At 46.4% G+C, this 11881-nt stretch carries 6 protein-coding genes; 5 read left to right on the top strand and 1 reads right to left on the bottom strand.

Going from position 1 to position 11881, the window contains the following annotated elements; all coding sequences use genetic code 11:
* Positions 1 to 295 precede the first annotated feature (295 nt).
* Positions 296 to 3106 (bottom strand): sigma-54-dependent transcriptional regulator, encoded by a 2811-nt coding sequence (locus EP58_RS07130; RefSeq protein ID WP_036091587.1) that lies wholly within the window; start codon positions 3104 to 3106, stop codon positions 296 to 298.
* A gap of 187 nt (positions 3107 to 3293) precedes the next feature.
* Between EP58_RS07130 and EP58_RS07135 the strand changes: the two genes are divergently transcribed.
* The 5 genes from EP58_RS07135 to EP58_RS07155 all read left to right on the top strand — a co-directional run bounded on the left by EP58_RS07135 (position 3294) and on the right by EP58_RS07155 (position 11691).
* Positions 3294 to 3929 (top strand): FMN-dependent NADH-azoreductase, encoded by a 636-nt coding sequence (locus EP58_RS07135; RefSeq protein WP_036091589.1) that lies wholly within the window; start codon positions 3294 to 3296, stop codon positions 3927 to 3929.
* Positions 3930 to 4132: 203 nt separating this feature from the next.
* A complete protein-coding gene (locus EP58_RS07140; RefSeq protein WP_036091590.1) occupies positions 4133 to 8560 on the top strand; it encodes a 2-hydroxyacyl-CoA dehydratase in 4428 nt (1475 codons plus the stop codon).
* Between the two features lie 143 nt (positions 8561 to 8703).
* Positions 8704 to 9111 carry a DUF2177 family protein gene (locus EP58_RS07145; protein ID WP_036091591.1) on the top strand — a complete coding sequence of 136 codons (408 nt, stop codon included), beginning with the start codon at positions 8704 to 8706 and terminating at the stop codon, positions 9109 to 9111.
* Complete coding sequence (locus tag EP58_RS07150; RefSeq protein WP_077917862.1) at positions 9096 to 10910, top strand: DAK2 domain-containing protein; 1815 nt, start codon at positions 9096 to 9098, stop codon at positions 10908 to 10910. Before EP58_RS07145 ends, EP58_RS07150 begins: the two co-directional genes overlap by 16 nt.
* A 1-nt stretch (position 10911) precedes the next feature.
* Positions 10912 to 11691: a DUF1295 domain-containing protein gene (locus EP58_RS07155; protein ID WP_036091593.1), complete on the top strand. Its 780-nt coding sequence runs from the start codon at positions 10912 to 10914 to the stop codon at positions 11689 to 11691.
* Positions 11692 to 11881 lie beyond the last annotated feature (190 nt).

Below are 11881 nucleotides of genomic sequence, written 5' to 3' on the forward strand. Positions count from 1 at the left end.
CTCCTTTTTCTCTTTGTCAGGATTCTGTCATCACCTCATGTATTTGCAAGGAGCGTGCCAATGTTTTGTATTCATTTTTATGTGGTGCTTCATTGCGCCTAAATGTGGGCTAACGTGTCCTTATCAATTATGTATGCTAGTAGATTGATACGGTAGGGATGCTGAATGATATACTATAGCGTACTAGAATATCAATCCGTACATACAGTGTTTATTACCCTAATACGATGGCTTAAAAACAAAAAACTGCGAAAAAAACTTATAAATAGGAGTTTTTTTCGCAGGAGCGGTTATTTTATTCAATTGTTTGATGTGTTTTAGTCAGGATGTCATAAATATAATATTGTTCATCGCTTGTCAGTGCTAGCTTCATCGGATGGAAACACGCGTGACTTGCTTCTTGAATTGCTTGAAAAATAGTTGTGCCGATGATGGCGTCACTCGAGTCATGATAGGTGAGGCTATCTTTTAAAACCATGCGTTCGATAGCGCAACCGACGTGGATGAGCAGGTTAATCTTGAGCGTGTTTTCCATCGTGTATTGTAACTGCGTTTCGAGGATACTTGCGAATTTCAACAGGCTTGGCAGAATTTTTTTAGGATTGAGATACGTTAAAAATTCGCTGAGGCTGTCCTCAATGACTTCGCGGGCAATCCAGCTTGTCTCGCTTTTTTTGATGAAAATATCGCGTTGTTTGACGATCTGGATGATTTGATCCTCGCCATCTTTGGCAAAAAGTCGCTCGATTGGCAGGAATGGAATTTGGACTTTCGGGTCGTGGATGCCGACAATCATCAGGATGTCATTTTCCTCTTGTAGCTGCTCGATTTTTTGATTGGCTTCATGGACGCCGATGGGAATGACTTTGATGTTGTCGGTGGTGATGGTTTCTAGGATGTGCTCGATGAAGGCTTGCAGTTTCTCCGCAGTGCCTTCGCCGGTCGCGCAAATGGTGACGATCGCGTGTGGCTTATCGCTTAGTGTCGCGGTAGCCTCGGAATCGTAACCGCCGTAGCCGCGAAAATCTTTTAGCGAATCGTAAATGCTGTCTAAATCCATGTCGAGAATGTTGGATTTGCGGACGGCTTCGATGACGGTAGCGGTGGAAACCATGTCTATTGTGCGAACAGGGATGCCGGTGCGTTCAGAAATCACCGAGCCAAAACTGGTGAGTGAGCCCATGTCGACAAGCAGCAAGACGCCACGTCCCATATCGAGTTCCCGCGCACGTTGGGTAATTTTGTCGAGAACGACTTTCGGGCTGAGATCAAGTGGCATATCGATGCTGTCCACGAGGCCTTCGCCAAGCAGCTTCTTCGCCACGTTGACCATACTTGTTGCGCTACTATTTCCGTGTGTTGCGACGAGGACGGCGACGCGATTTTCCTCTTGATCTTTCAGAAGCGAACTGATTAGCAAGGTCAAATAGAGGACTTCCATATTGGGCACGCGAATCTGAAATTCGGCTTCGATTTCTTTCTTCATTTCACGCGCAATCGCATAACTCTCCGGCTTATCATTGACGACATTCTCAATATTGGTGTACTTCAGCGGCTTATTACTACGCGCTCGTTTGAGAAATGATGTGAGGTGCAGACTGAAAGCGAGTAGGAAACGCTCGTTTAATTTTTTCCCGAGTTGTTGCTCAATCTTGATTTGGATATCTTCCGTGAAATTCAGAATGTCCTCATTGACGATTTTTAAAATGTTTTCGCGGTCGTGTATCGTATTTTTGAATTTATTATAGAAGCTATTGAGGTGCACATCGATGTCCATCGTGATGAATTTCTTGATGTCCTCGTCCTCCACGCCTTGATCCATCAGAATAGACGCCTTGTCTTCGATGATTTTGTACAGGTTGAAATCGGGCTCGTACTCGTCGGAATTGATGAGCTGTTTGCCGCGTTCTGGCATAATTATCGTGTATGGATCGAGATATTTCGAAATTTCCTGTAGCTCTTTTCTACGCCCACTAAAATGGAAAAAACCGTCTTTGATATTCATCGGCAGCGTTTTAAAGTTAATCAAGATTTCTTCCTCTTTATCAAAACTATTTAAAAAACCTTGCGCGCAGACGAGTTGAATATTCGATTTCAATTGCCCAATATTACCAAAAGTGGTGTTCCCGATCAAGGCTTTTGCGGCTTCGTCTTCAATGCGTAATGGCTTACTAATACGGTGTGCCTCGTTTGAAAGTAAGTTTTTCAAGAGGTCGACGCGTTCTTTGGCGGTTCGCTCTTCCAAGCTTGGTAAGGAAATCACAATCGGAATCCGCCGAACAAAAGTGCGCAATAAAGAGGACTCAGGGTCTTCCGTCGTGGCCCCAATGATCAGTACATTCGATTTGCGACGCCGATCCGTTTCGCCTAACTTATTAAATGTGCCAGTATCCATCAAGTAGAAAATCATTTCTTGACCTTCCGGTGGGAGACGATGAATCTCATCTAGGAACAAAATACCGCCGTCCGCTTTTTCAACGAGGCCTTCTTTTTCGTTTTCTGCACCTGTAAAAGCGCCTTTCGTATGGCCAAAAATGTGAGACATCAATAGTTGCGGGTTGTTATAATAATCCGCACAGTTAAAAATGATGAACGGTGATTGGCTCGATAAGCGTTCGGCGTGCTGGGAATAGCGGTACATGAGGTTGGCGAATAATGTTTTGCCGACGCCGGTTTGCCCAACGATGAGCGTGTGCAGGCCGTTTGGTGGGTAGAGCACAGCGGCTTTGGCTTGTTCGACTTGTGTCCGCAGGCTAGCGTCTGATCCGATTAAGTCGTCGAATGGGCTTCTTTGCACAATGTTATGATGCAGAATTTTTAGTAATGACTGGCAATTTTCGAATTCGAGTTCGTCATCTGGTAGTAACCGCTCGATTTTTTCCTCGATGGCTTGGCGATCAAAATAACGAACGGGCCGGCCGGCAATCTTGATGATTTTTCCTTGGCGGTGCAGTTCATTGAGCTCCATGCTGACATTATTTCGTAAAATGTCGAGAGCATCTGATACTTCCGTTGCAGTAATGCCTTCATTTTGTTCCAATTGTTGCTTTATATTGTCATAGTCGTGTTGCTTTATATACTGATAAATACGCTCGATGCGCTTCATGACGTATCCCTCCAGTTCCTTGATTGGAAAAATAGTGTATTAATAACCGTGATACACTAGTGAATTTCTGTATTTAGTTTAGCATGCTTTGCCGATTTGTCAAGCGCTTACAGGTCGGCTGATTGACGAGGCCAGATAAGTGGGCTAAAATAGGAAAGAAATTATTAAAAATTGGAGTTGAATCCCTTTGACAAAATTATTATTTATTAAGGCATCGCCGCTTCCAGACGATGTTTCACGTAGCATGGTTGTAGCAAGTGCTTTTTTGGAGAAGTATAAACAAGAAAATCCGGATGACGTGATTGAGCGTGTAGACGTGTACGAGCAAGATATTCCGATGATTGATGGGGCTTTCTTGGCAGCCGGGAATGAGTTACGCGCTGGCAAGGCTTTTACGGACCTAGATCCTGCGATGCAAGAACAGTTGACGAAGTTTGACGCGTTGACACAACAGTTCATGGACGCGGATCGTTATGTGATTGTGTCACCGCTTTGGAATCTTGGTATCCCGCCAATGTTGAAAGCGTATTTTGATACCGTGGTCGTTGCTGGAAAAACATTCCGTTATACAGCGAATGGTCCGGAAGCCTTGTTGAAAGATAAGAAAGCATTACAAATTCACGGAAGTGGCGGCGTTTATTCTACGGGTGAATCAGATTTGGAAACGCATGGCGAGCCTTATATCAACACGATCTTGAATTTTATTGGAGTGGAGACATTGCCGAGCGTGTTTGTAGAAGGCGTGGATTACGATCCAACGCGTAAAGATGAGATTTTGAACGCGGCGATTGAGGAAAGTGCTCGTCGGATTAGCTTGTTTTAATTGGAAATAACGAACTAGGGATTTGCTTTCGGGCGGGTCCCTAGTTTTTACTTTACTTTCTATTATAAAAGTGTAAAATTATCCTTGTGTATAGCGTAACAATATTTCGTGGGTTTTAAAAGTGAGTAATCACTCATTTATGCTTATTTTTGTGATTTTATGAGCAATCAAAATGATAGCTATGGGGAAGGAATGATAGGGAAATGATTCATGTAGGTTTAGATGTAGGTTCGACGACGGCAAAAGCGGTGGCCATGGATGCATCGGGCGCGATTATTTTTCAGACGTATCGGCGCCATTTCTCGGATATTAAAGCGGTGACATTGCAAATTATGCAGGATTTAGAGAAGACGTGTGGCGAAACGGAGATGACTTTTAAGATTACGGGATCTTCGGGGCTTGCGATTGCGAAGTTTTTGAAGGTGGCGTTTATTCAGGAGGTTATCGCGTGCACGGAGGCTGTGGAGCAGGTGATTCCGGAGACGGATGTCGTGATTGAGCTTGGCGGTGAGGATGCGAAGATTGTTTATTTTTCTGGCGGGATTGAGCAGCGGATGAATAATGCGTGTGCTGGCGGGACGGGGGCGTTTATTGACCAGATTGCGATGCTGCTTCAGACGGACCCGAATGGCTTAAACGCGCTGGCAAAAGGGGCGGAGACGATTTATCCGATTGCTTCGCGTTGTGGTGTTTTTGCGAAAACGGATGTGCAGCCTTTGCTCAATGAGGGCGCGCGAAAAGAGGATATTGCGGCGTCGATTTTTCAGAGTGTGGTGACGCAGACGATAAGTGGGCTGGCGTGTGGACGGCCGATTCGTGGAAAAGTTGCGTTTTTGGGCGGACCGCTGACGTTTTTGGATCAGTTGCGCTACCGGTTTACGGAGACGTTGAAAATGCGGGATGCGGACATTATTGCGCCGGCGAATGCGGAGTATTTTATTGCGCTTGGAACGGCTTACAATGGCTGGAATGATGAGGCTGTGGAGATTGCGGAGATGATTGCGCGGTTGCGTGATTTGGATTTTTCGAGTATGGCGACGGATACGACGATTTTGCCAGCTTTATTTACGCGTGCGGGGGATTTGGTTGCTTTTCGGGAGCGGCACAATCAGATGAAGGCGCCGCGCGGGGATTTAGCGAGTTACGTGGGCGATGTTTATTTGGGCATTGATGCGGGTTCCACGACGACGAAACTGGTGTTGATGGGCGCGGATCATGAGATTTTGTATTCGTTTTATGATAGTAATAAGGGAAATCCGTTGCAGTCTGTGATTGATGCGACGAGCGATTTGTATGAAATTTTGCCGGAGAAGGTGAAGATTCGGCAGTCGGGGATTACGGGTTACGGTGAGTCGCTGATTAAGGCTGCACTGAAAATTGATGTCGGGGAAATTGAGACGGTGGCGCATTATCGGGCGGCGCGCGAGTTTTTGCCGGATGTGGATTTTATTTTGGATATCGGCGGGCAAGATATGAAATGTATGAAAATCAAGAATCAGGCGCTGGATAGTTTGATGTTAAATGAGGCGTGTTCGGCAGGCTGTGGCTCGTTTTTGGAGACATTTGCGCAGACGCTTGGCGTGTCGATTCAAGATTTTGCGGATAAGGCGTTGCAGGCGCGGGAACCGGTGGATTTGGGCTCGCGTTGTACGGTATTCATGAATTCCAAAGTGAAACAGGTGCAAAAAGAGGGCGTGCAGATGGAGGATTTGTCGGCGGGATTGGCTTATTCGGTCGTCAAAAATGCCTTGCAAAAGGTGATTAAACTGCGGAATCCAAAAGATATCGGGAACAAGGTCATCGTGCAAGGCGGAACTTTCTACAATGAAGCGGTTCTGCGGGCGTTTGAGTTGTTGACGGAGCGCGAAGTTGTGCGTCCAGACATCGCGGGCATGATGGGCGCTTACGGTGCGGCGCTAATTGCGAAGGAGAACTACGAAACCGGGGAAGTGACGCAACTCCTTGTCTTGGAAAAATTGCGCGAATTCCAGGCGGAGACGTCCCAATCGAGATGTAATTTATGCAGTAATTCCTGTCAATTAACGATTACGAGATTTGGCGATGATCGCAAGTTTGTCAGTGGGAATCGCTGTGAGCGTGGCGAACGGGTGGAGTCTACGAAGAATTTGCTGCCGAATGTGTATGCGTATAAATACAAGCGCGTGTTTGATTATAAGTCGTTGAAAAAAGACGAGGCGACGCGTGGGACGATTGGGATTCCGCGGGCATTGAACGTTTTTGAAAATTATCCGTTGTGGCACACGATATTTACGGAGCTCGGTTTTCAGGTGAAGTTATCGATGAAATCCTCGAAGAATTTATATGAAAAAGGGATTGAAACGATTGCGTCCGAAGCGGTTTGCTATCCGGCGAAATTGACGCACGGGCATGTGATGGATTTGATTAAGAAGAAAGTGGATAGGATTTTTTATCCAGCGGTCGTGTATGAAAATAAGGAATTTGGCGAAGCAACGAATAACTTTAATTGTCCTGTGGTTGCGGGATATCCAGAAGTGATTCGCGTGAATATTGATGCGCTGGAAGAAGAGAATGTACCGCTGATTGCGCCATTTTTGACGTTGGATAATGAGGCGGCTCTAGTGAAAGGGATGCATGAGGCGTTTCCTGATATACCGCTAAAAGAGATGGAGCTTGCGGTTGCGGCGGGACTTTTAGAGGCTCGGAACTTCCGGGATGATATTCGCCAAAAAGGGGAAGAGGCGCTCGAATATATCGAGAAAAACAAGATTCGCGGGATTGTGCTTTGTGGGCATCCGTATCATATTGACCCGGAGGTGAATCACGGTTTGCCGGAGTTGATTACGATGAATGGGATGGCGGTTTTGACGGAGGATTCGGTGTCGCATCTTGGCGAAATCAAGCATCCGTTACGTGTCGAGAACCAGTGGAAATATCATGCGCGGCTTTACCGGGCGGCGAGCTTTGTCGCGGAGCAGGAGAATCTGGAGGTTGTGCAGCTGACTTCTTTTGGTTGCGGGTTGGACGCGATTACGACGGATATGGTGCAGGAAATTATTGAGGGGCATAATAAAGTCTACACGTTGCTAAAAATTGATGAGATTAATAACCTGGGTGCGGCGCGGATTCGGATTCGTTCGTTAAAAGCGGCGATGGATGAGCGGGCGCGTCATAACGTGTTGCCGACGGAGATGCCAGCGCCGAAGCCACGCGTGATGTTTACGAAAGAGATGCGAAAAAACTATACGATTTTGGCGCCGCAACTGGCTCCGACGCATTTCGAGTTGGTGGAAGCTGCGGGGCGTGAGGTTGGGTATAAGCTGGAAGTATTGCCTGCTGTGACGCCGCGCGCGGTGGATGAAGGATTGCGTTATGTGAATAATGACGCGTGTTTCCCTGCGATTTTGACGATTGGGCAAATGATGGATGCGCTCAAACATGGGGACTATGATCTGGATAATTTGGCGGTTTTGATGACGCAAACGGGTGGTGGTTGCCGCGCGACGAACTATATTTCGATGCTGAAAAAGGCGCTAGGACAGGCGGATTTGGATCATATTCCGGTGATTTCGCTGAACGCTAATGGCTTGGAAAAACAGCCGGGATTCAAAATAACGCCAAAAGTCGGTGTTCGTTTCTTGGTTGGGCTTTGTGTTGGTGACGGCTTGGACCGGATGTTGTATAAGACGCGTCCCTATGAGGTGATTCCGGGTAGCGCGAATAAACTGCACCATCATTTTATCGAAAAGGGCAAGGAGATGCTGGCGAATTATAGTCAAGCGGCGTACGCGAAATTTTGCAAGGAAATGGTGATGGCTTTTGATAGTTTGCCGTTGAAAGAGGAAGTGAAGCCGAAAGTTGGCGTTGTCGGGGAGATTTTAGTGAAATTCCATCCTGGTGCGAATAATGATATTGTTGGCGTGATTGAGGAGGAAGGCGGGGAAGCGGTCGTGCCTGATTTTGTCGATTTCTTGCTGTATTGTTGTTATGACAGTCATTTTGCAGCGAATACGTTCGGGATGTCGAAGGTGAAATCGTTCGCGAAGCATAGTTTGGCGATTCCAATGATCAATAAATATCGGAAGCCGATGTCGGATGCTTTGCGCGCGAGTAAGCGATTTGAGGCGCCTGAAAATATTGAGGTCATCGCGGAAAAAGCGAGCCGATTGTTGTCGCTTGGAAACAAGATGGGAGAAGGCTGGTTCTTGACGGGCGAAATGATTGAGTTGCTGGATAGTGATGTGCCGAATATCGCGTGCTTGCAGCCATTCGCGTGTTTGCCGAACCATATTACAGGCCGTGGCATGATCAAAGGCTTGAAAAAAATGTACCCGAGCGCAAACATCATGTCCATCGATTACGACGCGGGTTCGAGTTCAGTCAACCAGCTAAATCGGATGAAACTGATGCTTTCGATTGCGAAAAAACAGCTTGAAACAGCAGCTACATCTGAGTCGGAAGTTATCGTTAAAAAAGAAGGCTTCCATCCGAAAGAAAAAATTGTGGATACAGCAAAACGCGTGCGGGATTCCGCGCCAATTGAAAAACTCGGCAGTACGGTAAAACGGGCACGTGAAGCCGATCCTGTTGGCCACATCGCAGGGAAAGTGAAAGCTTCCACGGAATCAGAAAAAGTACAAACAGAATCATGAATATAGATGCAGGTTTCTTGATTAGCAGGAAACCTGTTTTTCATGTAACAAAATTCACAAACAGAAAAATAGCTAAAAATACTACTTCATTGCTATAATTTGATGTTAGAACGGGTAAAGAAAGCAGGAAGGGGGAATTCACGATGATTTATTTCGCGAAGCTTGCTGGAATCGCCTTTGTTGTCTTTTTAGTGATTGACGCTGTATGGCTAGGAGTCATTGCTAAAAATCTATATAAGCATTATTTAGGTGATTTGATGGCAACGAATATCCGATTTGGCGCGGCACTTTTGTTTTATCTTTTGTTTATAGTTGGGATGGTCTTTTTCGTTATTGAACCAGCGCTTGCAAAAGACAGCCTCCAATTTGCGATTTTTGCAGGAGCATTTTTAGGTTTGCTTTGTTACGCGACATACGATTTAACGAACTTGGCGACGCTAAAAGATTGGCCAGTATTTGTCACGGTGATTGATTTGGTTTGGGGCGCGTTTATTACGGCAGCAACGTCGGGCATTGTATTTTGGCTAGCAAGAGTATGGCAGATTTCATGAAAGTGAGGACGGGAACGATGACGGATTTTTTAGATAGTAAAAAGTTGTATCATGCCTTTTTGGGTGGAGCCAAGGCAGTTATTGATGCAAAGGATGGGCTGAATGCGATCAATGTTTTTCCGGTGGCGGATGGTGATACGGGGAGCAATCTCGCGTCGACGATGTTATCGATTGTGGAAGAGTCGAAAATGGCAGCATCGGCAAAAGAGACGCTGTATACGATTTCAGAAGCTGCTTTATTCGGTGCTCGTGGGAACTCGGGGATTATTTTTGCGCAATATGTGAATGGTATGCACGTTCATTTATCGGATGATAAGCGTGTTTCGTTAGGCTGTTTTGCGCGTAGTGTCGCGGGCGGTGCTGATTATGCGTATAACGCGATGGGAAATCCAGTGGAAGGCACGATGATTACGGTGATTCGGGCGTGGTCGGAGGCGATTGCGCAGGCGAAGCATCATAGCGCGACTTTTCAAGAGGTGTTAATACATGCGTTGCAACAGGCTAAAACGGCTTTGGAGGGCACGCCGAATATGTTGCGTGTCTTGCGGGATAATGGGGTCGTGGACGCTGGTGCGAAGGGCTTTTTCACGTTTGTTGAAGGGTTTACGTCTGTGATTAATGACGAGGTATATGTGGCGGAGACGGCAAGTTTGCCGCAGTTGGTGAAGGAGGAAGCGTTGGATCAGGCGCCGGTTTTTCGTTATTGCACGGAGGTTTTGTTGCAGGGCGAGGGGCTGGACGTGGACGAGATCCGATCAGGATTGGCGTCGTTTGGGGATTCGCTGATTGTTGCGGGAACGGATGTGAAAATTCGGGTACATATTCATACGGATGAGCCACGCGCGGTTTGTGCTTATTTGGCTGATTATGGCGTGATGGTGCAGCAGAAAGTGGATGATATGCAAAATCAATTTGACGTGATTCATCATCGAAAATATCGGATTGCGTTGGTGACGGATTCGGTGGCGGATTTGCCACAGAGTGTGATGGAGGACTACCAAATTCAGGTTATTCCGCTACACATCACGCTTGCTGGGAATGATTATTTGGATAAGGTCACGATGGATACGGGAACGTTGTTTGAGCGTTTGGAAGGTAGTGATGCGTATCCGACGTCTTCTCAGCCGAGTGTGAAAGCGGTCGCGAATCAGTTGTCATTTTTGGCGAATCATTATGAGCATGTGCTGGTTTTGACGGTATCGGGAAAACTTAGCGGTACGCATGAAACGGTGAAAAAAGCGGCGGAGAGTGTGTCGCGGGATATTGTGGTGCTGGATACGCGGCAGAATTCGGGTGCGCAAGGATTGCTCGTGAAGGCGGCGGCAGAACAAATTGCGCTTGGAAAAACGTTTGCGGAAGTGCAGTCGTTCGTGACGCAGAGCATTTCGCAAACGAAGATTTTTGTCAGTGTGCCGAATTTGGATGCGATGATTCGATCGGGACGCCTCGGTGAAAAAGGGGGCGCGATTGGCAATACGTTGCGCTTGAAGCCGGTCGTTTCGCTGTCTGATACTGGCGCTGGAACGGTGAGCGATATTGCTTTTAGCTTACAGAGTAGCACGAAGAAAATTGCGTCGCGCGTGAAGAAAATGGTCGCGCGGGCCGAAGTAGCAGAATATGCGATTGTCCATGCGCACACGCCAGAACGAGCGGCGGAATATGAGGCATTGTTTACGGGCATCGTTGGAAAGCCGCCAGCCTACATGATGGAGATTTCATCGATTATTGCGATGAGTGCGGGCGAGGGCTGCGTGGCGATTGCGATTCGAATGCAGTTAGATGAAGGGGAGGAAACATAAGATGGTATATTGGATAGCAGGCTTATTATTATGGATTTACTTTACAATTTTGTTCCTATGGGCGCAAAAATTAAAAAATAACTCGATTGTCGATTTAGCGTGGGGACCAGGATTTGTTATTGTCGCGCTCTATACGTATTTTTTCGGTGGCGAGATGACAACGCAAGGCTTGATGGTAACGATTTTCGTCTTTATTTGGGGCATGCGCCTTTTTCTACACTTGGCGAATCGAAATATCGGGAAACCGGAGGACTATCGCTACGTCAATATGCGCAAACGTTGGGGGACAAATTTTGCGAAACTAAAAGCGTATTTGAACGTCTTTATTTTGCAAGGCGTGCTGCTTTATATTATTAGTTTGCCGATTCTACTTGTGAATACAACACCCGCAAACGAACTGGCTTGGTGGAACTACGCAGGAATCGCGATTTGGATTATCGGTTTCTTTTTCGAAGTCGTGGGAGACGAACAATTGCGCCGTTTCAAAAAGAATCCAGCCAATAAAGGTAAACTCATCATGACGGGGCTCTGGAAATATACACGCCATCCGAATTATTTTGGCGAGGCGCTCAGTTGGTGGGGAATTTTTCTAGTGAGCATCATTGGTGCAACCAGTCTGTGGGGCATTATTGGTCCCATCATTATCACACTGCTACTTTTATTCGTATCCGGCGTGCCACTTCTTGAAAAGAAATACAAGGACCGCCCCGATTTTCAGGCTTATGCCAAGCGAACATCGAAATTCATTCCGAGCATTCCAAAGAAAGAAATCGAAAAGTAAGGGTCATGCAATTTTAGTCATTGTATGTAGACTTTGTGACGGTATTGCCCAACCTCTTGTAATCTGTCTGGATTCCTTTAGAATAAAAGGAGTGTGAAAAAATGGATAACAATGAGTCTAGTGGTAGTAAGTCAAGTGAAAAGGAGTAGTTATTCGAGTAAAAACTTCGTTTTAAGACCGAACAAAACTA

Origin of the sequence: Paenilisteria newyorkensis (genome assembly GCF_000766145.1) — a bacterium.
In the GTDB taxonomy this organism is placed as follows: domain Bacteria; phylum Bacillota; class Bacilli; order Lactobacillales; family Listeriaceae; genus Listeria_A; species Listeria_A newyorkensis.

Coding starts and splice junctions, on each gene's coding strand:
- EP58_RS07155 (WP_036091593.1), top strand. CDS start 10,912: ATGGTATATTGGATAGCAGGCTTATTATTATGGATTTACTTTACAATT.
- EP58_RS07140 (WP_036091590.1), top strand. CDS start 4,133: ATGATTCATGTAGGTTTAGATGTAGGTTCGACGACGGCAAAAGCGGTG.
- EP58_RS07130 (WP_036091587.1), bottom strand. CDS start 3,106: ATGAAGCGCATCGAGCGTATTTATCAGTATATAAAGCAACACGACTAT.
- EP58_RS07150 (WP_077917862.1), top strand. CDS start 9,096: ATGGCAGATTTCATGAAAGTGAGGACGGGAACGATGACGGATTTTTTA.
- EP58_RS07145 (WP_036091591.1), top strand. CDS start 8,704: ATGATTTATTTCGCGAAGCTTGCTGGAATCGCCTTTGTTGTCTTTTTA.